Raw genomic sequence first — 25,143 nt, forward strand, 5'->3', positions numbered from 1 at the left:
TGTGTGCCGAACGCCGTTTCCGGCAGCCCGGAAACCGACGGTACTACATGAAAAGAATGCTGATTAACGCAACTCAACCCGAAGAGTTGCGTGTTGCACTGGTAGATGGCCAGCGCCTCTACGACCTGGACATCGAATCCGGTGCACGCGAGCAGAAGAAGGCCAACATCTATAAAGGCCGGATTACTCGCATCGAACCAAGCCTCGAGGCTGCCTTTGTCGATTTCGGCTCTGAGCGCCACGGCTTCCTGCCCCTCAAAGAAATCTCCCGCGAATACTTCAAGAAAGCCCCGGAAGGTCGCGTCAACATCAAGGACGTCCTGAGCGAAGGCCAGGAAGTCATCGTTCAGGTCGAAAAAGAAGAACGTGGCAACAAGGGCGCCGCCCTGACCACCTTCATCAGCCTGGCCGGTCGTTACCTGGTGCTGATGCCGAACAACCCGCGTGCCGGCGGTATCTCCCGTCGCATCGAAGGCGAAGAGCGCAACGAACTGCGTGAAGCCCTGAACGGTCTGGTTGCCCCGGCCGACATGGGCCTGATCGTGCGCACTGCAGGCCTTGGCCGCAGCAGCGAAGAAATGCAGTGGGACCTCGACTACCTGCTGCAACTGTGGACCGCCATCAAGGAAGCTTCGCTGGACCGCGCCGCGCCATTCCTGATCTACCAGGAAAGTAACGTGATCATCCGCGCGATCCGCGATTACCTGCGCCAGGACATCGGCGAAGTGCTGATCGACAGCGTTGAAGCCCAGGACGAAGCCCTGACCTTCATCCGCCAGGTAATGCCGCAGTACGCCAGCAAGATCAAGCTGTACGAAGACAGCGTTCCGCTGTTCAACCGCTTCCAGATCGAAAGCCAGATCGAAACCGCTTTCCAGCGCGTTGTCGAACTGCCTTCCGGCGGTTCCATCGTGATCGATCCGACCGAAGCCCTGGTGTCCATCGACATCAACTCGGCGCGCGCCACCAAAGGCAGCGACATCGAAGAAACCGCGCTGCAAACCAACCTTGAAGCGGCCGAGGAAATCGCCCGTCAGTTGCGCCTGCGCGACATCGGCGGCCTGATCGTCATCGACTTCATCGACATGACCCCAGCCAAGAACCAGCGCGCCGTGGAAGAAAAAGTCCGCGAATGCCTGGAAGCCGACCGCGCTCGCGTGCAAGTCGGTCGCATTTCGCGCTTCGGCCTGCTGGAAATGTCCCGTCAGCGCCTGCGTCCATCCCTGGGTGAAAGCAGCGGCATCGTCTGCCCGCGTTGCAACGGCACCGGCATCATCCGTGACGTTGAATCGCTGTCCCTGGCGATCCTGCGCCTGATCGAAGAAGAAGCCCTGAAAGACCGTACCGCCGAAGTTCGTGCACAAGTGCCGATCCCGGTGGCGGCGTTCCTGCTCAACGAAAAACGCAACTCGATCACCAAGATCGAACTGCGCACCCGTGCCCGCATCGTCATCCTGCCGAACGATCACCTCGAAACGCCGCACTTTGAAGTACAGCGCCTGCGTGACGACAGCCCGGAAGCGGCGACCAACCAGTCCAGCTACGAAATCGCCGCTGCCGCTGCCGAAGTCGAAGAAGTCCAGCCAGCCGCTGCGACCCGCACCCTGGTTCGCCAGGAAGCTGCGGTCAAAACGGCCCCGGCCCGTGCCAACGCTCCTGTGCCAACAGAGGTGGCCGCTCCAGCCCCTGCCCCGGCCGCCGTACCGGAGCCAAGCCTGTTCAAAGGCCTGGTGAAGTCGCTGGTGAGCCTGTTCGCCACCAAGGAAGAGCCTGCCGCACCGGTTGTGGTTGAAAAACCTGCCGCCGAGCGTCCGGCCCGCAACGAAGAGCGTCGCAACGGTCGCCAGCAGAGCCGCAACCGTAACGGTCGCCGCGATGAAGAGCGCAAGCCTCGCGAAGAGCGTGCACCGCGTGAAGAACGCGCACCACGTGAGCCGCGTGAAGAGCGTCAGCCACGGGAAGTGCGTGAACCTCGCGAAACCCGCGAAGAAACGCCAGCGGTAGCCCGCGAAGAACGCGCACCACGCGCGCCTCGTGAAGAACGTGCACCGCGCGCTCCGCGTGAAGATCGCAAGCCACGTGGCGAGCGTGAAGAACGCGTTCGTGAACTGCGCGAGCCTCTGGATGCCGCTCCGGCTGCTCCGGCCGCCGCTGCTACCGCTACGGCTGCTACCGCTGAAGAACGCCCGGCTCGTCAGCCACGTGAAGAACGCGCGCCACGCCCACCGCGTGAAGAACGTCAGCCACGTGCCGAACAAGCTGCCGCAGCCGCAACTGAAGAAGAACTGACCACCAACGAAGAGCAACTGTCGGAAGACGGTCAGGAAAGCGCCGAAGGCGACCGTCCACGCCGCCGCTCCCGTGGTCAGCGTCGTCGCAGCAACCGTCGCGAGCGTCAGCGTGACGCCAACGGCAACGTGATCGAAGGTTCGGAAGAGTCCGAGTCCGGCGAAAACGCTGAAGCGCCAAGCACTGCCGATCTGGCCGCCGGCCTGGCTGTCACCGCAGCTGTTGCCAGCAGCGTGATCAGCGCTCCAGCAGAAGCTGAAGCCAATGTGCAAGCCGAACGCGCCACTGCCGCGACCCTGGAAGCAGCTCCGGTTGAAGCGCCAGTCGTTGAAGCGACCACACCGGTCGAAGTCACCGCCTCGCCGGAAATCGAAGTGGCGCCAGCGCCAGAAGCTCAGCCTGCTGTTGAAGCGGCTGCCGAGCCAGCACCAGTGGTAGAAGCACCTGCCCAGGCTGCGGAAGCGGTTGTTGAAACCGTGACTGACACCGTGCGTGAAGTTCGCGAAGAGCAAACCGCATTCAACTGGGTTGCCGAGCCAGCCGTCGCTGAAACCGCTGCACCAGCCGCTGAAACCCAAGTGGCAGAAGCCATGGTTTCCGAGCCGGTGGTTGCCGCAGCAGAACCGGCCCCGGCGCCGGTGGTTGAAGCGCCAGCCGTTGAAGCACCGGTCGTTGCCCAGGCACCTGCACCAGTGGTCGAAGCCGCTCCTGCCAGCGCCCTGACGCCAAGTGGCCGTGCGCCTAACGACCCGCGTGAAGTGCGTCGTCGCAAGCGTGAAGCCGAGCGTCTGCAGAAGGAAGCTGAACTGGCTGCCGCTGCGGCTCCAGCTGAAGCGGTTGTCGCCGCCGAGCCTGCACCGGTTGCTGCTGAAGTGGTTGAGGCAGCTCCTGCCCCGGCTGCCGAAGTGGCTGCCGAGCCGGTTGAGTCGGTGATCCACGAAGCACCGCGCTCCGTTCAGGAAGCGGTAGAGCAACACGAGCAAGCCCAGGAAAAAGAACACGAGCCTAAACCTCTCGTCTGATTCCATCGGCCACTAAAAAGCCCCGCCTGGTGATCCCAGGCGGGGCTTTTTTTACATCTGTGAAATCACACCATTCCCCTGTGGGAGCAGCCGGTCGACGCTCGATTGCTCGCGATGGCGGAATGACATTCAACATTGGTGCTAGCTGATCCACCGCTATCGCGAGCAAGCTCGCTCCCACAAGGATCTATGCTGGCCTGAAGGTTAGTGCTTCAGGCACATCCACATCCCACACCACACCAGAATCATCCACGCTCACTTCAACCACCCGCCCTTGGGCGAACAGCGGCTTGGCGCCGCGATCCCCCGATAACGCCATCAACCCCGCCGCGAAGTCCCGTCCGAACCCGACCGGATGCCCGTACCCGCCGTCCTGCACGGGCACGCTGATACTGTCATCGCCAATCCCCGCCACCACTTGCTCGATACTCGATGGCAGGATGAACGGCATATCCCCGAGCACCATCAGCCAGCCATCGAGTTGCTTGCAGGCAGCGACTCCCGCGGCAATGCTGTCGCCCATTCCCGTCGATTCGATCAGCACAATCTCGCAGCCATAGGCCTGAGCCATGCGAATCACTTGCGGGCGGTCAGCAGTGGTCACCAGTACGCGCTTGTCCAGCGTCGCCGGCAGGTTGACCAATGTGTGCTCGATGACGGACCGCACCACGCCGTCACGCCCGGTGCAATCGGCCACCAATTTATCCTTTTCGGCACCCGCCACCTGACGAAACCGGCTGCCCTGCCCCGCCGCCAACACGATAACGCCGATGGATTTGCTCATACGCTCTCCCGCAGGACTTTCTTCTGTTTCAGTTCGATGCCGTTTTTGACCGCCACGATTTCCGCCATGAGCGACAAGGCAATTTCCGCTGGATTATGACTGCCGATGTGCAAACCGATCGGACCATGCAAGCGGTCAATCGCCGATTGCGACAAACCCAGTTGAGCCAGGTTTTCCCGGCGCTTCTGGCTGTTGACCCGCGACCCCAGCGCTCCGACGTAAAAAGCCCTGGAATCCAGGGCCGTGAGCAGCGCCATGTCATCCAGACGCGGATCATGGGTCAAGGCCACGATAGCCGTGCGTTCATCGGTCTGGATATTCAATACCGCCTCATCCGGCATGCCCGAAACGAATCGTCCGTGCTGCTCCTCCCAGCCGTAGACGAACTCGCTACGCGGGTCGCAAATCAGCACCTCGAAATCCAGCAGCCGGGCCATTTCCGCCACATAGCGCGACAGCTGCCCCGCGCCGATCAGCAGCAAGCGCCAGCGCGGGCCATGGATCACCCGCAAGGTCTGTCCATCGAACGTCAACACGTCAGTTTTACTGGCCGGCTGCAAAAGTACTGCGCCGGTGGTCAGGTTCAGTTCACGCGCAACGATTTCATGGGCCTCGCAACGGGCGAGCAATTGCTCGACCCAATCCCCATCGTCGATACGCTCCTCGGTCAAGCGCAAGGTGCCACCGCAGGGCAAGCCGAAACGTGCGGCTTCCTCGCGGGTCACGCCGTAGGTGATCAATTGCACCGGCGGCCCGTCAAGTGCGAGGCGTCCGTCGTGCAGCCGGGCAATCAAGTCATCTTCGACACACCCGCCCGAGACCGAACCAATCACCATGCCGTCTTCGCGCAAAGCCAGCATGGCGCCGGGTGCCCGGGGCGCAGTGCCCCAGGTTTCGACCACGCTGTACAACACCACCCGCTGACCGGCGCGATGCCATTGCAACACGCTGCGCAGGACGTTCAGATCGGCGCTGTCCATCAGGCGCCGGCCTTCTGCCAACCCGACAACTGATAACGAACAGGCAGATTGCGGATGCGTTTGCCGGTGGCGGCGAAGATCGCGTTGCACAGTGCCGGCGCAATCGGTGGCACGCCCGGTTCACCCACACCACCCAACGGGACGTCGCCCGGCGGCGTCACCAGATGCACCGCCACTTCTTTCGGCGCCAGGGACATGCGCGCCACTTCATACATATGGAAGTTATCCTGCTGGACCTTGCCGTCCTTGAAGCTGATTTCCCCCAGCACCGCATTACCCAGGCCCATGACGCAGGCGCCTTCGAATTGCGCGCGAATCCGCTCGGGGTTGATCTGCGGTCCGCAATCGACGGCGATGTCGGCCTTGTGCACCACCAGCGTGCCGTCGTCCTTGACCTCCACCTCGATCACCGCCGCCACATAGGTCACGAAGCTGTAATGCACTGCCAGGCCCAAGCCGCGTCCCTTGGGCAACTCACGCCCCCAACCGGCGGCTTTGGCGGCGGTCTCCAGTACCGTGCGCAGGCGCGCGGTGTCGATCGGATAACGCTCGGGGGATTCGCCGTAGTTCCACTCTTCACTCAAGGTACGCGGATCGATCTGACGGTCCGGGCCGAGCAATCTGATCTGGTACTTCAGCGGATCCTGCCCGGCCTTGTGCGCCAGTTCATCGATAAAACTCTGGATCGCGAAACCATGGGGAATGTTCGACACCGAGCGATACCAACCTACCCGGGTATGCACCGTTGCCTCGGGGTTTTCCAGGCGAATGTTGGGGATCGCATACGCCATGTTGGTGAACCCCATGCCCAGTTCGAACGCCGCCTCATGGTTCATGCCCGGCGCAAACAACGCGGTGATGCTCGGCGCCACCGTACGGTGCAACCAGCCGGATGGCAGGCCATCCTTGTTCAGGCTGGCCTTGAGGTATTCGGCCGACACGGTGTGAAAATAGGAACAGTGGATGTCGTCTTCGCGGGTCCATTGCACCCGCACCGCTTTACCGGGGAATTCCTTGGCGAGGATGGCGGCCTCGATGATGAAGTCAGGCTTGGACTTGCGCCCGAACCCGCCCCCGAGCAGAGTCACGTTGAACGTGACCTTGTCGAACGGCAGGCCCAGGCGCTCACCGATCCGTTCCCGGGTGACCTGCGGCGCCTGGCTTGGCCCCCAGGCTTGGCACGCACCGTCCTTGAACCGCGCAATGGCGACCATCGGTTCCATCGGCGACTGTGACAAATGCGGCAAGTAGTAGGAGGCTTCCAGCGTGCTATCGGCGCTGGCCATGGCCTCATCGAGGTTGCCGGTTTTGCGCACCACCTTGCCGGGCTTGAGCGAGGCGGCTTCGAGTTCTTTGCGATAGGCAATCGAGTCGTAGCTGGCGTTGGGGCCGTCGTCCCATTCGATTTTCAGTGCCTCACGGCCCTTTATCGCCGCCCAGGTATTGCTCGCCACCACGGCGATGCCGCCCAGGGGTTGGAACTCCGAAGGCAACGGACGGCTTTCGATCTGTACCACTTTGACCACGCCTGGGACTTTCATCGCCGCGCTGCCATCGAAGCTTTTGACCTTGCCGCCATACACCGTAGGCCGCGCGATGGTCGCGTACAGCATGCCGTCGAAATGCACGTCGGCGCCGTACACCGCACGACCATTGACGATGTCCTCACCGTCGATGGCCTTGGTGCCTTCCTTACCGATATATCGAAATTCCGAAGGTTGCTTGAGTCTCAGGCTTTCACGCGCAGGCACGGCCAAAGCGCCAGCGGCGGCGGCCAGCGCGCCATAGCCCAGTTCACGGCCCGACGGTTTATGAATGACTTTATGAAGTTGCGCCTGGCACTCGCCGACTGACACTTTCCATTGGTCAGCGGCGGCTTGTTCCAGCATCGCGCGTGCGGCGGCACCGCAGCGACGCATCGGCTCGTACCAGTGACGCATGCTGCGCGAGCCGTCGGTGTCCTGGTTGCCGAAGCGCACTTCATCGCCGGGGGCCTGCTGTACCTTGACCATCGCCCAGTCGGCTTCCAGTTCATCGGCCACCACCATGGTCAAGCTGGTGCGCACGCCCTGGCCCATCTCCGAGCGGTTGCAGATAACGGTCACCGTGCCATCGGCGGCGATACTCACATAGACTTTTGGATCGTCGAACCAGCCGTGGGGCATGCCGTCGGCGCCGAACTTCTTCTCTTTCTCTTCGGCAAACGCGTCTTGCCAACCCCAACTCGCGGCGACCACCAGCGCACCGGTCGCCCCCACACCCTTGAGAAAACCACGGCGACTGAGGTTGCTCAGGGCGAAATCATTCGGTAACCGGCTCATGCCTTGGCCTCCTTCAGGTGAGTGGAAGCCTGACGGATCGCGGTCTTGATACGGTTATAGGTGCCGCAGCGACAGATGTTGCCGACCATGGCTTCTTCGATCTGCTCGTCGCTCGGGTTCGGATGGGTCTTGAGCAGCGCCGTCGCCGACATGATTTGCCCGCCCTGGCAGAAGCCGCATTGAGCCACTGCCGTGTCGAGCCAGGCTTGCTGCACGACTTTGCCGATCGGATCGGTGTGCAGGTTGTCGATGGTGCTGACATTCTGCCCGACGACTGAACCGATGGGTGTAATGCAACTGCGTGCCGGAGCCCCTTCGATATGAATGGTACAGGCGCCGCACAGGCCCATACCGCAGCCGAATTTGGTGCCGTTGTAACCGGCCACGTCGCGGATCGCCCAGAGCAGCGGCATGTCCTCGGTGACGTCGAGTTGATGGTCTTGACCATTGAGTTTCAGGGTAATCATGGGCACGCCCGCATAGGTCTTGAGTTATGGGGTCGAGCAATCTGCCGCTGGATCTCGGTGGGTCGCACGCAGATCGACTCAGGCTAATGGGCTCTCTTATGCTGACTCATACGGTCTGCACCGGGCCTTTGGTGGAGCAAGAGTGTGCATCGTTAGCTGACTAAGTTAACCGAGCATTAACAAAAAAGCCCTGCACAATAAACATTGTGCAGGGCTTTTTGATCCGTCTTGAAAGCTTAGCTCAATACCGGTTCGGCTCCATTTCCAGATCGACATGGAAACGCTCGAGAATGTCTTTCTGGATGCGCTGCGCCAGGTTCAACAGTTGCAGGCCCGTCGCGCCTCCATAGTTGACCAGCACCAGCGCCTGCAATTTATGCACGCCAGCATCAGCTTCACGGAAACCTTTCCACCCTGCCCGCTCGATCAGCCAACCGGCGGCCAGTTTCATCTGCCCGTCGGGTTGCGCATAGGCCACCAGGTCCGGGTATTCACCCTTGAGCCGTGCAGCCAGCGCCGACGACACCAAAGGGTTCTTGAAAAAGCTGCCGGCATTGCCGAGTACGGCCGGGTCCGGGAGTTTTTCGTTGCGGATGCTGCAAATGGCCTGGCTGACATCGCTGGCGGTCGGATGCTCGATGCCTTGTTCGGTCAGGCGCTGGCGCACCGGGCCGTACTCCAGGTGCAGATGCGCGGCGCGGTCGAGGGCGAAACGCACACGCAGGATCAACCAACGCCCCGGCTCCTGCTTGAACAGGCTGTCGCGGTAGGCGAAGTTGCACTCTTGCAGGGTAAAGTCGCGCAGTTCGCCGGTCTGGCGATCGAGGGCGGTCAGGCCGGCGAACACGTCCTTGATCTCGACGCCATAAGCGCCGATGTTCTGCATCGGTGCCGCACCGACAGTGCCGGGAATCAGGCTGAGATTTTCCAGGCCGGACAGCCCCTGGGACAGTGTGTGTTGCACAAATGGATGCCAGGGCTCGCCTGCCTCGGCCTCGATCACCACTTTGCCGCCCTCATCGCTCAGCACGCGAATCCCGCGCGTGGCCATGCGCAGAACCAGTGATTCGATATCCGCCGTCAGCAACAGGTTGCTGCCGCCGCCGATCACCAGCACCGGGACCTTGTGCTCCAGCCCGTAGGCCAGAGCCTCGCGCACATCGGCGTCGCTATGGGCCTGGGCAAACAGCCGGGCCTGGACATCCACGCCAAAGCTGTTGAACGGCTTGAGCGAAACCTGTGATTGAACCTGCAAACTCATAACCGTCCCTTCAATTCGATCACCAGCAAATCACTGGCGTGCTCGATCAGGTCCAGCACCTGCTCGAAGCCTTGTTCGCCGTCGTAGTACGGGTCCGGCACTTCATCGACTGGCGACTGGTAGCGACGCAGGAACAGGTCCAATTCGGCCTTGCCCTTGGCCGGCTGCAAGGCCTTGAGGTTGCGCAGGTTGCTGTTGTCCATCGCCAGGATCAGGTCGTAGGTGGCGAAATCGGCACGACTGACTTGCCGGGCGCGCTGGGCGGACAAGTCATAACCGCGCAGCTTCGCCGCGGCCTGACTGCGCTTGTCCGGCGCCTTGCCGACATGCCAGTCACCGGTGCCGGCGGAAGCGACTTCGACCTGGTCGGCCAGCCCCGCTTGACGCAACTTATGCCGCAGCACGCCTTCGGCCGTGGGCGAGCGACAGATGTTGCCCAGGCAGACAAACAGAACCCGCATCACGCCTCCAGCAGGCGACGAACGCGCTCAAGGTCTTCAACGGTGTCGACACCGGGTGGCGGCGCGATCAGTGCATCGGCGACGTGAATTCGTACGCCGTGCCACAGCGCACGCAGCTGTTCCAGACACTCGGTGTTTTCCAGCCAGCATGGACCCCAGTTGACGAAATCCTGCAGGAATCCGGCGCGATAGGCATAAATGCCGATATGGCGGCGGTACGGCACACCTTCGGGCAACTGCTCACGGTTCACGGCGAAGGCATCCCGCGCCCAGGGCAAGGTAGAACGGCTGAACGTCAGCGCCAGGCCATTGAGGTCGCTGACGACCTTGACCACGTTGGGATTGAACAGGGTGTCCACGTCTTCGATCGGTTCGGCCAGGGTGGCCATGCGCGCTTCGGCGTGGGCTGCCAGGTTGGCGGCCACCTGATCGATCACGTTCGGCGGGATCAGCGGCTCGTCGCCCTGGACGTTGACCACGATAGCGTCGGGCGCCAGGCCCAGCTTCATCGCGACTTCGGCCAGGCGATCGGTGCCGGAGTTGTGATCCTCACGGGTCAACACCACTTCGGCGCCAAAGCCATTGCAGGCCTCGACGATGCGCGCGTCGTCGGTGGCCACCACCACCCGCTCGGCGCTGCTTTTGCTCGCCTGTTCCCAGACGTGCTGGATCATCGGCTTGCCGGCGATCAGCAGCAGCGGCTTGCCGGGCAGGCGTGTGGAGGCGTAACGCGATGGAATGACGACGGTAAAGGCTGTGGTCATTTATCCAGGCGCTCGTCGGTGGTCAGGGTGCGCGCTTCGGATTCGAGCATCACCGGGATACCGTCGCGAATCGGGTAGGCCAGGCCTGCGCCCTTGCTGATCAGCTCGGTCTTGTCGGCGCTGAGCTTGAGCGGGCCTTTGCAGACCGGGCAAGCGAGGATATCGAGCAATTTGGTGTCCATGAGCATTCCCTGGAAAAAACGGAGTTAAGGCAACAAACGAGCCGGCAGCAGGCGCATCAACTGCGTGTCGAACCAGGCCACGAAGGCCGGCGACGGCACAGCATCGACCGCCAGGTACCACCAGTCGGCGGCGGCAAAGGCACGGCATTTCACCGCGTCCTTTTCCGTCATCACCAACGGCAATGACGGCATGAAATTCAACGCCTCCACGCTGTATTCGGCGTGGTCGGCAAACGCATGTGGGACTGGCTGCCAGTGTAGCGTTTCGAGAGTCTTGAAGAAACGTTGTGGATTGCCGATGCCGGCCACCGCGTGCACGGCCTGGCCTGCGCCAAAGTGGTCGAGGGGACGACGTTCGCCGCTGCGCAGGTTGACCAGCGCGGTGGGTTGCAACTGGAAGGCAAATCCATCATCGCGGTCGGCCACGGCACCGTTGTAGAGGACCGCGTCGACGCTTTGCAAGCGCTCGACCGGCTCACGCAACGGCCCGGCAGGCAGGCAACGGCGATTGCCCAGGCCACGGGCGGCATCGATCAGCACCAGTTCCAGGTCACGGGCCATGCGGTAGTGCTGCATGCCGTCGTCGGACAGGATCAGGTCCAGCGGCTCACTGGCCAACAAGGTTTTGACGGCGTTGCTGCGATTGGGGTCGATCATCAGCGGGACGCCCGTGCGCTGGACGATCAGCAACGGCTCGTCACCGGCGACGTCGGCGCTTTGCTCGGCCTCGACTCGCCATGGCAGTTGCGGCGGTTTGGCGCCGTAGCCGCGGCTGACCACGCCGACCCGCAGGCCGCTGCGCTGGCAGTGCTCGATCATCCACAGAATCAGCGGTGTCTTGCCGGTGCCACCCACGGTGATGTTGCCGACCACGATCAGCGGCACCGGTGGCTGATAGATCTCGCCCTCACCGGCCAGAAAGCGCTTGCGCTTGTTCATGACCACGCGCCGGTACAGCCATTCCAGCGGCTGCAACAGTTTCAGGGCCGGATGACCTGCGTACCACGCGGCGAGCAATCGATCGGACATGGCCATCAGGACGCGGGGGGCGCCGCTTCGACAGTGGTCATGCGCAAATGGCTGAAACCGAGCTTGCCGGCCGCATCCATGGCGGTGATGACGGACTGATGCTGTGTCTTGCCATCAGCGCTGATCGACAGTGGCCGGTTGGTGTCGCCATTGGCTTCCTTTTGCAGCGCGTCCATCAGCGAAGCCAGGTCGCTTTTCGGCAGGATCTGGTTGTTCACCGAGAACACACCGTCGGCACTGATGGCAATGTCCAGAGGCTTGTTCTGATCGTCGGCCGGCGCGCCGCTGACCGCTTCCGGCAGATCGACGCGCAGCTGGGTTTCACGAGTGAAGGTGGTGGTCACGACAAAAAACAGCAGCAGGATGAACACCACGTCGATCAGCGACGCGAGGTTGATGTCCACCGTTTCCCGTGGTTTGCGGCGGAATTTCACGCTTTGCTCCCGGCCAGGTCCACATCGCGGTCGCCCTGCACTACCTCGACCAGTTTGATCGCTTCCTGCTCCATCCCTACCACCAGTTCATCGATCCGGCGTTGCAGGAATCGATGGAAGAATACCGCCGGGATACCAACCATCAAACCGGCAGCCGTGGTGATCAGGGCCTTGGAAATACCACCGGCCAGTACCGAGGCGTTGGTGGTCATGCCTGAGCCTGTGAACGCGCTGAAAATATCGATCATGCCCAGCACGGTACCGAGCAAGCCCAGCAATGGGGCCATGGCAGCAATGGTGCCCAGGGCGTTGACGTAGCGTTCGAGCTCATGGATGACCCGTTGAGCGGCCTCTTCGATGCACTCCTTCATGATCTCGCGACCATGCTTGGAGTTGGCCAGGCCGGCCGCCAGGATCTCGCCCAAAGGCGAATTGGCGCGCAGTTCCTTGAGCTTTTCCTTATTGAGCTGTTTGTCCTTGATCCAGACCCATACCTGCCCGAGCAAGTGCTCCGGGGTCACGCGGCTGGCCCGCAGGGTCCACAGACGCTCGGCAACGATCGCCATGGCCGCGATGGAGCTCAAAATGATCGGCAGCATCATCCAGCCGCCGGATTTGACCAATTCCCACACAGTGACAGCCCCCTCGAAAAAGTGCGCCACTCTAACATAGGGGGTGGACGCACCGAAGACCGTGATGTCGCATCCGGTCGGGCTTTGATAACGCTCGGTTATGGGTTCAAGGGCGGCGGATCGCGCCAGAAACGCCGTTCCTGGCGCAATGACCACGGCGGCTCGAAGCGTCCCAGTTGCAGACGAATGGCACCCTGTTCGACGCTGTCGTAGATCGCCATTCCACGTTTTTGATAACGCGCGATGACCGTGGGATGCGGATGGCCAAACGAATTGCCCTGCCCGCGGGAGATCAGCGCACCTTTGGGTTGCAGGACATCCAGCAGGGCATTGGACGACGAGCTGCGACTGCCGTGGTGTGGCGCCTGCAGCCAATCGATGGGCCGGGCCAACGGACTGTCCAGCAGGGCTCTCTCGGCGGCGGCATCGATGTCGCCACTCAACAGCAGCCGTTCGCCATTGGCCTCGATCAGCAAAACACAAGAGTTCTGGTTGCTGTCGCCGGCCAATGGCCAGTGCCAAAGCTGGAAATCGACTTCATCCCAGGTCCATCGCCGACCGCTCTCACATCTCCCGGCCTGCAGTTGCGCAGGCAAGTCTGACGGTTCACCACTGACCACCTGTTTCACCGGCAACCCCCTGGCAATCGCCGGGGCACCGCCGGCATGATCGGCGTGGGCGTGGCTGATCAGCATCAGGTCTATGCCCTTCACCCCCAGTTTGCGCAATGCCGGCAGCACCACCCGTTCCCCCTGGTCGAGTTCTCCGAAACGCGGTCCGGCGTCATACAGCAACGTGTGATGCCGGGTGCGCACCAGGATCGCCAGGCCTTGACCGACATCCAGTTGCCAGACTTCCGCCATGCCCTCCTGCAACATCGGCCTGGGCGAAAAAACCAGCATCAACAGCATGGGCCACCCTAACGGGCGCATCGGCAAGCCTCGCGGCAGCAAGAGCAAAAAGGCGCCAATAGCACCGATTGCCCAGGCCCATAGCGGGACTGCCGCGGGCACCCAAGCAGGAACCTGACCGGAGACGAACCCCAATCCGCTGAACCAACCGTCGATCAGACCGCCCGCCAGCCACAGCAATTTCTCACCCACATAAGGCACCGGCAGCAACAGCGTCCCGAGCAACGCCGGTGGCAGTACCGCCAGACTGATCCAGGGCACCGCAAACAAATTGGCCAGCGGCCCGCTCAGACTGATGGGCAACCCCAGTGCCAATAACAACGGACACAGCCCGATTGCAATCAGCCACTGGGCACGGGTCCAGGTCTGCCACCAACGCCACGGCCCCAAACGCCCGCCGAAGGTCAATATCAAGACTGCCACGGCCGCGAAAGACAGCCAGAAACCAGGCTGGAGACTCGCCAGCGGCGCCAGCAGCAAAATGCCGTTGAGTGCCAACAACAGTGGCCACCACGCACCGAGATGACGGAACCGCAGACGCCACAACAACACCAGACCAATCATCAAGCAGGCCCGTCGCACCGGCACCTCGAAACCGGCCAGCATCCCGTAACCGAGCGCAGCGGCGAATGCCAGGCCACACGCCCAGGGCAACCATGGCAGACGGTTCGGCCATAACCCAAAGCGGGCCAGGCCCGCGATCAGCAGATACACGACGCCCGCCAGCAATCCGATGTGCTGCCCGGAAATCACCAACAGATGAACCGTGCCGGTGTCCTGCAATACCTGCCAGTCTTCGCGACTCAACCCGGCGCCGTCCCCGAGCACCAACGCCGTCAACGCGCCGTTTCGCCCTTGGGCATCCACCGCCAGCAAACGCTGACGGATTGCATCGCGCCAGGCCCATTGGGCTGGCGCAAGGCGTTCGCCCTGCTTGATCGTCCCGGTCGCCCCGATGCGTTGTGCCAGCAACCAGGCCTGGTAGTCGAAGGCCTGCGGATTGAGCAGCCCGACCGGACGCTTCAACTTGACTGCCAGGCGCCAGCGCTCGCCACTGTTCACCGGCGGCCCGCCATACCAGGCCAGACGCATTTGCTGCGGCAGCCGGGTACGTCGGGACTGGATGTCGGTCAACTCGAAACGCACGACACCGTCGTCATGCCGGGGCAAGCCAGTGACCCGCCCTTCGACCCAACGGGTTTCTCCGTCCAGCGCCGGCGGTAACCGGTCATCCAGCGCCCATTGCGCATTCGCGCAGGCCCAACTCAAGCCGAACAAGTAAAACGCCACCGGATAAGTCCTGAACGGCAGCAACATCAAACCCGCCACTGGCATCGCCAGCCATAACCAGACCGGCGGTAATGCCGGTAAAAAACGCAAGGTCAAAAGACCCAACGCCAGCGCCATCATCCCTGTGCGCATAAGCCCGTCCTTGAAAGTCCCCTTCAAGGCTTAGCCCGCTCGTCGCATGGGCGCCGTCAATAATTGTCACAAAATCTGAATAGGCAGTTCATGGAATCCAGACATACTTGCCGCCCTGACCGACCGAGAAGCCTTATGCCCCGGCGCTTATTCAAACGCTACATGCCAGACCCGATGAGCATCAGGGAACACAAGTCCTTACGCTTTCTCGGCACGCTGTTGCATGACCCGAACCTGTGGCACCTCAACCGCCACTCCGTTGCCCGCGCCATGGCGGTGGGGCTGTTCGCCGCGTTCCTGCCGATCCCGCTACAGATGCTGCTGGCGGCAATCCTCGCCATCATCGTGCGCGGCAACATGCCGATTGCCGTGAGCCTGGTCTGGCTGACCAACCCGATCACCATGCCCGCCGTGTTCTTCTGCACGTACCAGACCGGCGCCTGGCTGATGGACGTTCCCGCCCGGCAGTTGCCGGACTCACTGAACTGGGAATGGATCACGGGTGAAATCTCGACCTTGTGGCAACCGTTTCTGTTGGGCTCGGTGGTAACGGGGCTGGTACTCGGCGCACTGGCCTACTTCCTGGTGATGATGTATTGGCGCTGGTGGGTGGCCAGGCAGTGGAAGCGGCGCAAGAAGAGCCGGATGTGAGAATGCAAAACGGCCTCCACTTGGGAGGCCGTTTTTTTTTGCGGTGTACGGGCTGACGCCATCGCGAGCAGGCTCGCTCCCACATTCAATCTACGCGGCGAACAAGATCCCCTGTGGGAGCGAGCTTGCTCGCGATGCAGGCGACGCGGTATTCCTTAAGTCCGCATCCCGCGCCCGCTGACCAGCAACCTTGCACTACCGAAATACAGCACCGCGGTCGCAACCAGCATGAAGGCGATGGCCACGCTGATGCGGATATCCGATACGCCAAGAATGCCGTAGCGGAACGCGTTGACCATGTGCAGCACCGGGTTGGCCAAGGACACGGTCTGCCAGAACGGTGGCAGCAAGGTGATCGAGTAGAAGACCCCGCCCAGGTAGGTCAGTGGCGTCAGCACGAAAGTCGGGATGATCGAAATGTCATCGAAGTTGCGCGCAAACACGGCGTTGATGAAGCCCAGCAACGAGAAGATGGTCGCGGTCAGCACCACCACCAGAATGGTCACGCCCAGGTGATGCACCTGCAAGTGGGTGAAGAACAGCGACAGCAGAGTCACGATGATCCCCACCATCAGGCCACGCAGCACGCCGCCCAGGGTATAGCCAATCAGAATGGTGTGCGGCGACAGCGGCGAGACCATCAATTCTTCAATGGACCGCTGGAACTTGCTGCCGAAGAAACTCGATACCACGTTGCCGTAGGAGTTGGTGATCACCGACATCATGATCAGCCCCGGCACGATGTACTCCATGTAAGTGAAGCCACCCATGTCGCCGATCTGCCGACCGATCAGATTACCGAAGATCACGAAGTACAGGACCATGGTGATGGCCGGCGGCAGCAGGGTCTGGGGCCAGATCCGGGTGAAACGCCGGACTTCACGGTAAACGATGGTGTTGAGGGCAACGAGGTTGGGGCGCAGCTCGGAACTCATACCGCCACCTTCGACAGATTTTTCTCCACCAGGGACACGAACAACTCCTCGAGGCGATTGGTTTTGTTACGCAGGCTCAGCACTTCGATGTTCTGCTGCGCCAACTGGGTGAACAGCGCGGTGATGCCCATGGACTTTTCCACCTGGACTTCCAGGGTGTGGCTGTCGATCAGCCGGGATGGATAGCCGAGCAACTGCGGCGCAGCTGGCAGGTCGCCCTTGAGGTCCAGCAGGAAGGTTTCGACATGCAACTGGCTGAGCAACTGCCGCATGCTGGTGTTCTCGACGATGGTGCCGTGGTCGATGATGCCGATGTTGCGGCACAGCTGCTCAGCCTCTTCCAGATAGTGGGTCGTGAGGATGATGGTGATGCCTTTCTGGTTCAGCTCGGTGAGGAAGCTCCACATCGAGCGACGCAGCTCGATGTCCACCCCGGCGGTCGGCTCGTCGAGGATCAGCAGACGCGGTTCATGAACCAGCGCGCGGGCGATCATCAGGCGACGCTTCATACCGCCGGACAGCGAGCGCGATGGCACGTCCTTCTTGTCCCACAGGCCGAGCTGGGTCAGGTACTGTTCGGCGCGTTCCTTGGCGATTTTCGCCGGGATGCCGTAGTAGCCGGCCTGGGTCACGACGATGTCGAAGGTCTTTTCGAACTGGTTGAAGTTGAATTCCTGAGGCACCACGCCGATGGAGCGCTTGAGCTGCGCAGGATTCCTGTCCAGGTCGTGACCGAAGATGTTCACCGTGCCGCTGGTCTTGTTCACCAGGGTCGAGAGAATGCCGATGGTCGTGGACTTGCCGGCGCCGTTCGGGCCTAGCAAGGCGAAAAAGTCACCTTCGGCGACATCCAGATCGATACCACTCAGGGCCTGGAAACCGTTGCCGTAGGTTTTGGTTAGCTGCCGGATGGACAGAGCGGAACTCATATCTGATTTACGCACCAAGATGGGAAGAAAAGGATAAGTATGGGCGGCGGCGAACAAAACAACCGCAGCGGAGTGGCACAATGGTGCTTGTCGCCGCCACACAAGTACAGTCAAGCGTGTCGATAGTGAGTATTAAGTCAACGCGGTCATGACCGCCTTTTGATACGCCGGACGCTGCTTCAACCGGCCATACCAGGCCTGCAGATGCGGTTGTGGCGCACGTTCGATCGGCATCTCGAACCAGGCATAAATGAAACTGCCCAGGGGAATATCGCCCATGCCGATCTCGTCTCCGGACAGGTAGGGCTTGTTCGCCAACGCCTGATCGGCCATTGCCAGCAGCGTGTCGCACTCCTTGATCGCCGCCTTGATGGCGGGCCAGTCCTGCTGGTCTGCCGGGGTACGCAGCACACCCCAGAACACGGTACGGAACGGGCCGGCAAAGCTTGAGGTGGTCCAGTCCATCCACTTGTCGGCAGTGGCCCGGGCCTTGGGACTATTCGGGTACCAGGCCGTGCCGTCGGCATGCAAGGCCATCAGGTAACGCACGATGGCGTTGGACTCCCACAACACAAAACCGCCGTCTTCAATGACAGGCACGCGACCATTGGGATTCATGGCGCGGTATTCGGGTGTATCGACGACACCAAAGGCGCCACCGGCATCGATCGCCTCGTAGGCCAGTCCCAGTTCTTCGGCGGCCCACAATGGTTTTCTGACATTCGACGAGTTTTTCCGACCCCAGATCTTCAGCATGACCGCCTCTTTTTCGGTAAGTGGGCAGGCAGCATACGCCGGATCAGGCGCGACTCAAATCGCTCTGCATGTCGCCCAATAGTGGTTGCTGTTGCTCACCGAACAGGTGCGGATAGCACTTTTCCAGGTGTTCGAAAAAGAACGCTTCAGGTACGTCGGCGAACTGGCCGTGATCGACCAGGTACTCCATCAGCTTCGCGCCATCGCGGTTGAAGGGATGAAAAACGCTGTCGTTGATCCCGTCGAATTCCAGCGGCGCCACATTGAACAGGTCGCAGAGTTTGCGGTTGAACGCGGGTGTCGCCTTGACCCAGCGATCCTGCAAGTAAAACTCGGTGTAGCCGTGCATGGCGAACATGTCGCTCTTGAGCAATTCGAGCAGCCGTGGCGTCGACAAATGATTGCGCACATCCGCCAGGCCGATCCGCGCGGGAATCCCGCAATGCCGCGCTGCACCTGCCAGCAACGTGGCCTTGGGCACGCAATAACTCTCCCCGGCCGCCAGCGCATAACTGCCGCGCAGGGTCTGCGGGTCGCGACTGAACGTGTACGGGTTGTAGCGCACCGCTTCGCGCACGGCGTAATAGAGACTGATCGCCTGCTCTAGAGGATCGCGACTGGCGCCACGGTGCTTTTCGGCGAACTCCACCACGGACGGATGGTCACTATCGATGAAGCGGCCGGGACTCAGATACTCGCGCATGAAAATAATCTCCTGGGGAAGCTCCGAGTCTAGCGAGAGCTTCAGCACAGAGATAACGACGTTTCGGCCAAACATGGCCGCTTTGCCGCTCGCTCAATGAACGTATTTCCCACGTGTGCGGCCCATTTGTCGCACGAAAATCATCCGGGGTTTCCCACGATTCGAATCACATCGCTCCAACCAGCCTGTTTTGCGGATGCCGTCTAAGCTCTGTGGGCTGGTTCGCCCTGGTTTCACGGAGGAATGAATATGCTGTTGTTGTGGATACTGGTTTTGCTGGTCGGGATTGCTTATTTGGCCCACCGCCGCATCGCCCCGCTGCCCGCCTTGGTCATCGTGGCCATCTATGTCGTGGCCATGGGCGCTTTCAGCCGCGCACCGGGCTGGCTGCTGCTGGTTTTCTGGGCGTTGATCGCCGCCGTCGCCGCGCCTTTGCTGCTGCCCGACCTGCGCCGCAAATTGTTCAGCGCGCCGATGTTCAACTGGTTCCAGAAAACCCTGCCGCCGATGTCGCAAACCGAACGCGATGCCATCGACGCTGGCACGGTCTGGTGGGACGGCGAACTGTTCAGTGGCCGTCCGGACTGGAGCAAGCTGCTGTCCTATCCCAAGGCGCAATTGAATGAAGAGGAACAGGCCTTCATCGACGGGCCGACCGAAACACTCTGCGCCATGGTCAGTGAATGGCAGCTCGGTCAAACCATGGACCTGCCGCCGCAAGCCTGGACATTCATCAAGGACAACGGCTTTTTCGCCCTGATCATCCCCAAGGAGTTTGGCGGCAAGGGCTTCTCCGCCTATGCCCACTCGCAAGTGGCGATGAAACTGGCGAGCCACAGCGGCGACCTTGCCTCAACCGTGATGGTCCCCAATTCCCTCGGCCCGGCCGAACTGTTGCTGCATTACGGCACCGACGAACAACGCAATCATTACCTGCCTCGCCTGGCGCGCGGCGACGACATCCCGTGTTTTGCCCTGACCGGCCCGCTGGCCGGCTCCGACGCCGGCGGCATGCCGGACTCAGGAGTGATCTGCAAAGGTGAATGGGAGGGCCAGGAAGTCCTCGGCCTGCGCCTGAACTGGGAAAAACGCTACATCACCCTCGGTCCGGTGGCCACCCTCCTCGGCCTGGCCTTCAAGGCCTACGATCCGGATCACCTGCTGGGTGACAAGGAAGACCTGGGCATCAGCCTGGCACTGATTCCGACCGACATCGCCGGTGTCGAGATCGGCCGCCGGCATCTGCCGTTGGGCGCGGCATTCATGAATGGCCCGAACTCGGGCAAGGACGTGTTCGTCCCGCTGGAGTTCCTCATCGGCGGCCAGGAGATGCTCGGCAAAGGCTGGATGATGCTGATGAACTGCCTGTCGGTCGGGCGTTCGATTTCCCTGCCGGCGGTGGGCACCGGCATGGCCAAGTTCACCAGTCTGGTAACGGGCCAATACGCTCAGGTTCGCGAGCAGTTCAATGTGCCGATTGCCTCGTTCGAAGGCATCCAGGAAGCCATGGCCCGCATTGGCGGCAACGCCTGGATGATGGACGCCGCCCGCATGCTGACCGCCAATGCAGTCGATCTGGGCGAGAAACCGTCGGTGCTGTCGGCAATTCTCAAGTACCACCTGACCGAACGCGCCCGCGACTGCATTAGCGACGCCATGGATGTGCACGGCGGCAAGGCGATCATCATGGGGCCGAACAACTACCTCGGTCGCAAATGGAACGGCGCGCCGATTTTCATCACCGTCGAAGGCGCGAACATTCTCTCGCGCAACCTGATGATCTTCGGCCAGGGCGCGATTCGCTGCCATCCCTTCGTGCTCAAGGAAATGGCCCTCGCCGGCCGTGAAGACAAGGATCAGGCGCTCAGAGAATTCGATGACCTGCTGCTCAAGCACATCGGTTTTGCCGTGGGCAACGCCGCCAGTACGCTGGTGCTCAATCTCGGTTTCGGGCATCTGGAACACACCCCGGGCGACAAACTCAGCCAAGGTTATTTCCGCGCACTCAACCGTCAGGCCGCTGCTTTCGCCCTGCTCGCCGACCTGAGCATGATGTTGCTGGGCGGCGCACTGAAACGCCGCGAACGCCTGTCCGCACGGCTAGGCGACGTATTGAGCAACCTTTACCTGGCGTCCGCCGCGCTCAAGCGCTACAACGACCTTGACTCACCGCAGTACATGACACCACTGCTGACCTGGGCCATGGAAGAAAGCCTGGGCCAGGCGGAACGGGCGATGGATGAACTGCTGAGCAACTTCCCGAACAAAGTCGTGGGCTGTGTGTTGCGAGTGATCGTGTTCCCGTTCGGGCGCCGGCACAAAGGGCCATCGGACAAACTCGGCGCCGAAGTCGCAGGGGTGATCGGCCGCGCCAAGGGCGACCCGGCACTGGAAGAAGTGCTCCTGGGGTGCTACCGCCCGCAAGCGAGCGACGATCCGGTCGGTGCACTGCAACACGCCTGCAATCTGTTGAGCACCGCACAGCCGCTGCAGAAAAAACTGCATATGGCACTCAAAAGTGGCCAGGTCAAACCGGTGGCCGGCGAGTCGGTGATCGATGCCGCCCTCGAGGCTGGCGTATTGCAGCCGGTGGAGGCCCAAACCCTGCGAGAAGCCGAGGCGGCCCGGCGCAAGGTGATCGATGTCGATGACTTTGGCAAAGAGGCCTTGGCACTGGCGGAGGGAAAAGTCCGCTGATCCCGTCAAGCATGTAAAAACGGGCGCGGGCGCTTTATACTCCCGCGCCCGTTTTGCTCTTGAGGACTTATCTCGTGTCCAACATCGTTGCCGATCATCTCGTTTTACTCGACCACCTGCGCAGCATCCTGGTCGCCGTAGGTGAGGCCGAGCAGGTTCCCGACGAAAGTCATGCCTTGTTCCTTGAGCGCTTCGACGAACTGCTTGCGTTACTGCCTGTCGACCCGATCGAAAGCCAGTACCTGGGCCAGGACATCCTGTGCCAGGTCATCACTCGCTACCCGCAAATCGCTCACCTGGTCCCGCGCGACCTGCTGTGGTATTTCGCCGGCGACTGCCTGCACTACATGCCCGATGATGAAATCGACCTGTATCAGGCACTGGAAGAGCGCCGCTTCGAAGCCGAACAGAACGACGAACCCTTCGATTGGAACCAGGAAAAGCAGCTGCTGGCGCTGTCGAACCAGGACAGCAAGCACTGATCATCAATCAGTGATGCCAAGGCCCGCATGCTTGAGCATGCGGGCCTTTTTTTTCCTTCAGCGCCCCCCGTCAACTTCAGGCAACCGCACAGTGCTGCGACCTTTTCCGCAGCGTCCGCCTGCCTAGCTCCAGCCTTTGCACCAATAGTTTTCTCTCTATCTCATGGCACTTTGGTTTGATTGAACTACCTTCAAACTACAAGAAGTCATAACGGCTCGAGTTTTCACGTTAGCTTCAGTGATCAGATAGCGGATTGGCAAAAGGAGTTACCTCACCATGATCCTGGCAGGCGTTTTCCGGCTCTGTACCTGCATTGCCGATGACTTTCCGGGGGGACCAGGTCGAACCATAGGCGCGAGTATCGCTCCGACGGGCAGTCCAGGTCACCGGATCACTGAAAACCGTTTCAGCAATGGTCGCTCGCTATCCAGCCAGATCAGCGAATTGCGCCCGCTCGTGTGTAGCACGCAAGGAATAACGCCAAGGCCGTGGATAAGTGGTCTGGCGCATTGGGAGAGGTAGTCCGGTCCCCGTGAGTGATCCGAGACAACTTAGTCAGCCTGAAGATGGCCTATCCAGCGAGGATGTCCTTAATGAGCTTTCGTACCGAGCCCGCTTTCAAGCGAATTATCCATGGCCTGTTCTGGATGGGCCTCAGCGTGGATGCGGCTCAGGCCGCGCCGGCCAATTGTTCACAACTGGACAATTGGCCGACAACGTACGAGGTCGGTCAGGGGCTGCAGAATGAACTGCGCAGCCCCGTTCCGGTGACGCAACTGGCGGTGGGTGACCCGAAAATCGCCGACGTGCAGCCCAGCGGCAGCAGCGCATTCATACTCACGGGCATTGCGCCGGGGACCACCAGCCTGATGGTCTGGACCGCCTGTTCGAAAACGCCGCGCCAAAGCATGGTGTTCGTCAAGGGTAGAGCCACATCGGCGCTGACCAGTGTGCCGTCGGTGCCCTCCGACGACCCGTTGCTACCGAGCCAGGTGCAGACCGATATCCGCTTCGTTGAAGTCAGCCGGACCAAACTCAAGGAAGCCTCCGCCTCGATTTTCGGCGTCCGTGGCAACTGGCTGTTCGGCTCGCCGAGAACCTTGCCCACCATCGGCGGCATTGTCACGCCGTCAATACCGGTGAACAACGACAACTTCAACCTTACGTTTGCTACCGGCAGTACCCTGGTGGCGCTCAATGCGCTGGAGGGCAGCGGCTTCGCCTACACCCTGGCGCGGCCAAGCCTGGTAGCGCTCAGCGGGCAGAGTGCGAGCTTCCTGGCCGGCGGTGAAATACCGATTCCGGTGCCCAGTTCAGGCAGCGATAGCATTTTCATCGAGTACAAGGAGTTCGGTATCCGCCTGACCCTGACGCCGACCATCGTTGGGAAAAACCGAATTGCACTGAAGGTGGCGCCGGAAGTCAGTGAACTAGACTTCACCAATGCAGTGAGCATCGCCGGCACGATAGTCCCGGCCCTGACCGTGCGCCGTACCGATACCAGCATCTCCCTGGCCGACGGCGAAAGCTTTGTCATCAGCGGCCTGATCAGCTCCCGCAACAATTCCCAGGTGAACAAGTTTCCGGGGCTGGGCGATATCCCGGTTCTGGGCGCGTTTTTCCGCGACAACACCATCAACCGTGAAGAGCGCGAACTGCTGATGATCGTAACCCCGCATCTGGTCCAGCCACTGGCTGCCAACGCACAACTGCCGTCATTGCCTGGCGAACAGCTGCGCAATTACGACCCGAACTTCTACCGCATGTTTTTCCTGGAAAATGGCGATTTCGACAGTCGTAGCGGGCTCTCGCAATGAACCGAAGCCTGAACCGGATGTGCCTCGCCCTCACTCGTAACGGTGACGTTGAACGCTTGCCGAGCCAGCTGTATTGCCATTGGCCAGGCGTTCAACCTGTTGTCGCCAGAGGACCTTCAATGAAAGCAGTCATTGCAATAGCGGCGACATTAATGCTCGCAGGTTGTGCCAGCAATGGTCTGTCTTCGCGACCGGCCAGCTGTGCCAAGCCCGGTTCGGAGCAAGAACTGGCCCTGAACCTGGCCGACAACATGGCCGACGAAGGCCGTTTGTATGCCAGCCTGGCGAATCTGGAAGGATTGCCCGATAACCTGGTCCAGGTTCGCCTGCGCAAGGCTCGGGTACTGCGCTTGATGGGGCGTAGCGGCGACGCGCAGCCGTTGTACGAAGGCTTGCTAGGCACCTGTCTGGCGGCTGAAGGGGAACATGGCCTGGGCCAGTTGGCCGCCGCCAGAAATGATAATGCCGCCGCTGCCACTCACCTCGAGCGTGCGGTGAGGATGGCCCCCACCGACGACAGGATGCGCAATGACCTGGGGGTCGTCTACCTCAATCAGCAACGGATCCCTGAAGCACGCTTTGAGTTCATGACCGCCATGGAGCTCAAGCAGGCAAACACACTGGCGGCACTCAATATGGTGACGCTGCTGATCTACCAGGATAATTGGAAGGCGGCCGCCGAACTCGTGACCCGCGCCGACTTGAGCCCCAAGCAAGTCGTAGAGGCTCAAACCCGCGCGGAAAAACTCAAGGCCTCCGCCAAAAAAGTGGTGGCATCCGAGGGGAATCGCAAGACTGAGGTAGCAGATGCCTCAGCCAGTGCGAACAAGTAGAACGTTCGAGGAGTCGAGATGAATACCAAACGGCTGTTGATCGTGTGCACGGCTTGTCTGTCAACCACTGCCTGGGCCATTGAGCCGGGCCCCTCCTCGCCGTATCAACAAGGCACCGAGCAGTGGTTGCAGCTGCAGATTCGCGGAGTGGTTGCCTCCCCTAAACTGCAAACCGCTTCGGCCACCGAACGTGACCTGGCCATGCAGCGCTGGCTCAATAGCTTCAACTACCCGATTCCGGAATTTTATGACCAGGATGCAGCGGGAGAAATGACCATCGGCAACTGAGTCATGTCGATGGGTGATCAGCCTCTGGTGTCGTCCAGAGTAGCCTGGCTGCAAAGCCGGGCTTGATGTCGTGTGCAGGAAAGCAGTGGTAT

The 25,143-nt window shown here is 61.2% G+C and carries 23 protein-coding genes; 7 read left to right on the forward strand and 16 right to left on the reverse strand.

Going from position 1 to position 25,143, the window contains the following annotated elements:
* The first annotated feature begins 47 nt into the window (after positions 1–47).
* Entirely contained in the window at positions 48–3,311 is a 3,264-nt protein-coding gene (rne, locus tag J4D25_RS18200) for a ribonuclease E (protein ID WP_057713710.1), read from the forward strand.
* Positions 3,312–3,498: 187 nt separating this feature from the next.
* On the opposite strand, the gene J4D25_RS18205 is transcribed toward rne, so the two are convergent.
* The 12 genes from J4D25_RS18205 to J4D25_RS18260 form a co-directional block, all read right to left on the reverse strand.
* A complete protein-coding gene (locus J4D25_RS18205; RefSeq protein ID WP_057713709.1) occupies positions 3,499–4,095 on the reverse strand; it encodes an NTP transferase domain-containing protein in 597 nt (198 codons plus the stop codon).
* Positions 4,092–5,075, reverse strand: a complete 984-nt coding sequence (locus tag J4D25_RS18210; protein WP_057713708.1) for an XdhC family protein — start codon at positions 5,073–5,075, stop codon at positions 4,092–4,094. Before J4D25_RS18210 ends, J4D25_RS18205 begins: the two co-directional genes overlap by 4 nt.
* A complete protein-coding gene (locus tag J4D25_RS18215) occupies positions 5,075–7,396 on the reverse strand; it encodes a xanthine dehydrogenase family protein molybdopterin-binding subunit (RefSeq protein WP_057713707.1) in 2,322 nt (773 codons plus the stop codon). The genes J4D25_RS18210 and J4D25_RS18215 overlap by 1 nt, the downstream gene beginning before the upstream one ends.
* Positions 7,393–7,863: a (2Fe-2S)-binding protein gene (locus tag J4D25_RS18220; RefSeq protein WP_057713706.1), complete on the reverse strand. Its 471-nt coding sequence runs from the start codon at positions 7,861–7,863 to the stop codon at positions 7,393–7,395. Before J4D25_RS18220 ends, J4D25_RS18215 begins: the two co-directional genes overlap by 4 nt.
* 241 nt (positions 7,864–8,104) lie before the next feature.
* The gene (gene murB / locus J4D25_RS18225; RefSeq protein WP_057713705.1) at positions 8,105–9,124 is read right to left on the reverse strand and encodes a UDP-N-acetylmuramate dehydrogenase; all 1,020 of its coding nucleotides are present in this window, start codon (positions 9,122–9,124) and stop codon (positions 8,105–8,107) included.
* Positions 9,121–9,585, reverse strand: coding sequence for a low molecular weight protein-tyrosine-phosphatase (locus tag J4D25_RS18230; protein ID WP_057713704.1), 465 nt, complete (start codon positions 9,583–9,585; stop codon positions 9,121–9,123). Before J4D25_RS18230 ends, murB begins: the two co-directional genes overlap by 4 nt.
* The gene (gene kdsB / locus J4D25_RS18235; protein WP_057713703.1) at positions 9,585–10,349 is read right to left on the reverse strand and encodes a 3-deoxy-manno-octulosonate cytidylyltransferase; all 765 of its coding nucleotides are present in this window, start codon (positions 10,347–10,349) and stop codon (positions 9,585–9,587) included. Before kdsB ends, J4D25_RS18230 begins: the two co-directional genes overlap by 1 nt.
* Entirely contained in the window at positions 10,346–10,531 is a 186-nt protein-coding gene (locus J4D25_RS18240) for a Trm112 family protein (protein WP_003179363.1), read from the reverse strand. Before J4D25_RS18240 ends, kdsB begins: the two co-directional genes overlap by 4 nt.
* A 24-nt stretch (positions 10,532–10,555) precedes the next feature.
* Complete coding sequence (gene lpxK / locus J4D25_RS18245; protein WP_057713702.1) at positions 10,556–11,566, reverse strand: tetraacyldisaccharide 4'-kinase; 1,011 nt, start codon at positions 11,564–11,566, stop codon at positions 10,556–10,558.
* Positions 11,566–11,994, reverse strand: coding sequence for a biopolymer transporter ExbD (locus J4D25_RS18250; protein ID WP_057713701.1), 429 nt, complete (start codon positions 11,992–11,994; stop codon positions 11,566–11,568). The genes lpxK and J4D25_RS18250 overlap by 1 nt, the downstream gene beginning before the upstream one ends.
* Complete coding sequence (locus J4D25_RS18255; protein WP_057713700.1) at positions 11,991–12,626, reverse strand: MotA/TolQ/ExbB proton channel family protein; 636 nt, start codon at positions 12,624–12,626, stop codon at positions 11,991–11,993. Before J4D25_RS18255 ends, J4D25_RS18250 begins: the two co-directional genes overlap by 4 nt.
* Positions 12,627–12,724: 98 nt before the next feature.
* Positions 12,725–14,959, reverse strand: a complete 2,235-nt coding sequence (locus J4D25_RS18260) for a DNA internalization-related competence protein ComEC/Rec2 (protein ID WP_057713699.1) — start codon at positions 14,957–14,959, stop codon at positions 12,725–12,727.
* A 135-nt stretch (positions 14,960–15,094) separates the two neighbouring features.
* On the opposite strand from J4D25_RS18260, the gene J4D25_RS18265 reads away from it, so the two are divergent.
* A complete protein-coding gene (locus tag J4D25_RS18265; protein WP_057713698.1) occupies positions 15,095–15,610 on the forward strand; it encodes a DUF2062 domain-containing protein in 516 nt (171 codons plus the stop codon).
* Positions 15,611–15,765: 155 nt separating this feature from the next.
* Here J4D25_RS18265 and J4D25_RS18270 read toward each other — a convergent pair whose 3' ends face one another.
* The 4 genes from J4D25_RS18270 to J4D25_RS18285 form a co-directional block, all read right to left on the reverse strand.
* On the reverse strand, positions 15,766–16,545 hold the full coding sequence (locus J4D25_RS18270) for an ABC transporter permease (protein ID WP_057713697.1): 780 nt from the start codon (positions 16,543–16,545) through the stop codon (positions 15,766–15,768).
* Positions 16,542–17,474 carry an ABC transporter ATP-binding protein gene (locus J4D25_RS18275; protein WP_057713696.1) on the reverse strand — a complete coding sequence of 311 codons (933 nt, stop codon included), beginning with the start codon at positions 17,472–17,474 and terminating at the stop codon, positions 16,542–16,544. Before J4D25_RS18275 ends, J4D25_RS18270 begins: the two co-directional genes overlap by 4 nt.
* Before the next feature lie 132 nt (positions 17,475–17,606).
* A complete protein-coding gene (locus J4D25_RS18280; protein WP_057713695.1) occupies positions 17,607–18,230 on the reverse strand; it encodes a glutathione S-transferase family protein in 624 nt (207 codons plus the stop codon).
* A gap of 43 nt (positions 18,231–18,273) precedes the next feature.
* A complete protein-coding gene (locus J4D25_RS18285; RefSeq protein ID WP_057713694.1) occupies positions 18,274–18,933 on the reverse strand; it encodes a transglutaminase family protein in 660 nt (219 codons plus the stop codon).
* Between the two features lie 249 nt (positions 18,934–19,182).
* On the opposite strand from J4D25_RS18285, the gene J4D25_RS18290 reads away from it, so the two are divergent.
* The 5 genes from J4D25_RS18290 (at position 19,183) to J4D25_RS18310 (ending at position 25,051) form a co-directional block, all read left to right on the forward strand.
* Positions 19,183–21,630 (forward strand): acyl-CoA dehydrogenase, encoded by a 2,448-nt coding sequence (locus tag J4D25_RS18290; protein WP_057713693.1) that lies wholly within the window; start codon positions 19,183–19,185, stop codon positions 21,628–21,630.
* A gap of 74 nt (positions 21,631–21,704) precedes the next feature.
* The gene (locus J4D25_RS18295; RefSeq protein WP_007972361.1) at positions 21,705–22,112 is read left to right on the forward strand and encodes a PA2817 family protein; all 408 of its coding nucleotides are present in this window, start codon (positions 21,705–21,707) and stop codon (positions 22,110–22,112) included.
* Positions 22,113–22,706: 594 nt separating this feature from the next.
* Positions 22,707–23,930 carry a type II and III secretion system protein family protein gene (locus J4D25_RS18300; protein ID WP_057713692.1) on the forward strand — a complete coding sequence of 408 codons (1,224 nt, stop codon included), beginning with the start codon at positions 22,707–22,709 and terminating at the stop codon, positions 23,928–23,930.
* Positions 23,931–24,049: 119 nt separating this feature from the next.
* Positions 24,050–24,763, forward strand: a complete 714-nt coding sequence (locus J4D25_RS18305) for a tetratricopeptide repeat protein (protein ID WP_057713691.1) — start codon at positions 24,050–24,052, stop codon at positions 24,761–24,763.
* Between the two features lie 18 nt (positions 24,764–24,781).
* On the forward strand, positions 24,782–25,051 hold the full coding sequence (locus J4D25_RS18310; protein ID WP_057713690.1) for a DUF3613 domain-containing protein: 270 nt from the start codon (positions 24,782–24,784) through the stop codon (positions 25,049–25,051).
* Positions 25,052–25,143: the final 92 nt, after the last annotated feature.

Origin of the sequence: Pseudomonas sp. GW456-L13 (assembly GCF_017350115.1) — a bacterium.
Taxonomy (GTDB): domain Bacteria; phylum Pseudomonadota; class Gammaproteobacteria; order Pseudomonadales; family Pseudomonadaceae; genus Aquipseudomonas; species Aquipseudomonas jessenii.

Excerpts from the sequence above, each read along its gene's own strand:
- rne (WP_057713710.1), top strand. The coding sequence starts at position 48 with ATGAAAAGAATGCTGATTAACGCAACTCAACCCGAAGAGTTGCGTGTT.
- J4D25_RS18205 (WP_057713709.1), bottom strand. The coding sequence starts at position 4,095 with ATGAGCAAATCCATCGGCGTTATCGTGTTGGCGGCGGGGCAGGGCAGC.
- J4D25_RS18210 (WP_057713708.1), bottom strand. The coding sequence starts at position 5,075 with ATGGACAGCGCCGATCTGAACGTCCTGCGCAGCGTGTTGCAATGGCAT.
- J4D25_RS18215 (WP_057713707.1), bottom strand. The coding sequence starts at position 7,396 with ATGAGCCGGTTACCGAATGATTTCGCCCTGAGCAACCTCAGTCGCCGT.
- J4D25_RS18220 (WP_057713706.1), bottom strand. The coding sequence starts at position 7,863 with ATGATTACCCTGAAACTCAATGGTCAAGACCATCAACTCGACGTCACC.
- murB (WP_057713705.1), bottom strand. The coding sequence starts at position 9,124 with ATGAGTTTGCAGGTTCAATCACAGGTTTCGCTCAAGCCGTTCAACAGC.
- J4D25_RS18230 (WP_057713704.1), bottom strand. The coding sequence starts at position 9,585 with ATGCGGGTTCTGTTTGTCTGCCTGGGCAACATCTGTCGCTCGCCCACG.
- kdsB (WP_057713703.1), bottom strand. The coding sequence starts at position 10,349 with ATGACCACAGCCTTTACCGTCGTCATTCCATCGCGTTACGCCTCCACA.
- J4D25_RS18240 (WP_003179363.1), bottom strand. The coding sequence starts at position 10,531 with ATGGACACCAAATTGCTCGATATCCTCGCTTGCCCGGTCTGCAAAGGC.
- lpxK (WP_057713702.1), bottom strand. The coding sequence starts at position 11,566 with ATGGCCATGTCCGATCGATTGCTCGCCGCGTGGTACGCAGGTCATCCG.
- J4D25_RS18260 (WP_057713699.1), bottom strand. The coding sequence starts at position 14,959 with ATGCGCACAGGGATGATGGCGCTGGCGTTGGGTCTTTTGACCTTGCGT.
- J4D25_RS18265 (WP_057713698.1), top strand. The coding sequence starts at position 15,095 with ATGCCCCGGCGCTTATTCAAACGCTACATGCCAGACCCGATGAGCATC.
- J4D25_RS18270 (WP_057713697.1), bottom strand. The coding sequence starts at position 16,545 with ATGAGTTCCGAGCTGCGCCCCAACCTCGTTGCCCTCAACACCATCGTT.
- J4D25_RS18275 (WP_057713696.1), bottom strand. The coding sequence starts at position 17,474 with ATGAGTTCCGCTCTGTCCATCCGGCAGCTAACCAAAACCTACGGCAAC.
- J4D25_RS18280 (WP_057713695.1), bottom strand. The coding sequence starts at position 18,230 with ATGCTGAAGATCTGGGGTCGGAAAAACTCGTCGAATGTCAGAAAACCA.
- J4D25_RS18285 (WP_057713694.1), bottom strand. The coding sequence starts at position 18,933 with ATGCGCGAGTATCTGAGTCCCGGCCGCTTCATCGATAGTGACCATCCG.
- J4D25_RS18290 (WP_057713693.1), top strand. The coding sequence starts at position 19,183 with ATGCTGTTGTTGTGGATACTGGTTTTGCTGGTCGGGATTGCTTATTTG.
- J4D25_RS18300 (WP_057713692.1), top strand. The coding sequence starts at position 22,707 with ATGAGCTTTCGTACCGAGCCCGCTTTCAAGCGAATTATCCATGGCCTG.
- J4D25_RS18305 (WP_057713691.1), top strand. The coding sequence starts at position 24,050 with ATGAAAGCAGTCATTGCAATAGCGGCGACATTAATGCTCGCAGGTTGT.
- J4D25_RS18310 (WP_057713690.1), top strand. The coding sequence starts at position 24,782 with ATGAATACCAAACGGCTGTTGATCGTGTGCACGGCTTGTCTGTCAACC.